Origin of the sequence: Aeromonas fluvialis (assembly GCF_000819885.1) — a bacterium.
In the GTDB taxonomy this organism is placed as follows: domain Bacteria; phylum Pseudomonadota; class Gammaproteobacteria; order Enterobacterales; family Aeromonadaceae; genus Aeromonas; species Aeromonas fluvialis.
On record NZ_CDBO01000056.1, the window covers coordinates 5,227 to 5,579 of the forward strand.

Annotated in this window: 1 protein-coding gene; it reads right to left on the reverse strand. The window is 57.2% G+C overall.

The features are described from left to right. Window positions 1-353, reverse strand: a 353-nt coding sequence (locus BN1125_RS12265) for a transposase (protein WP_042012570.1), incomplete at both ends; no start/stop codon positions are given.

Consider the following 353-nt stretch of genomic DNA (forward strand, 5'->3'; position numbering starts at 1 on the left):
CTTGAGGTTGTTGTGCGATTTCCACTCCTTGAACAGCAACTCGACCTGCCAGCGGCAGCGATATAGACGCATCACGCGCTCTTCTGGCCATGCATCACGTGGCAAGTTGGTCATCCAGATGCAGAATCGCTTCTCCTCGGCGAACCAGCGCCGGATCAATCGATACTCGTACTTGCCCGATCTCACATCCATATCCAGCACTTCTGCCCGGCAGTGCCGCCGTCCGGCCTCCTTGAGTGACATGCCGGTCAGCTCTTTGGCATCTGGAAGGAACTGACGCTCTGACGCGGTATCGGCTGAGAGCTGCATACAGGCCGGCTTTTGCTCCAGCAGCGACATGAGCATGTGGCATT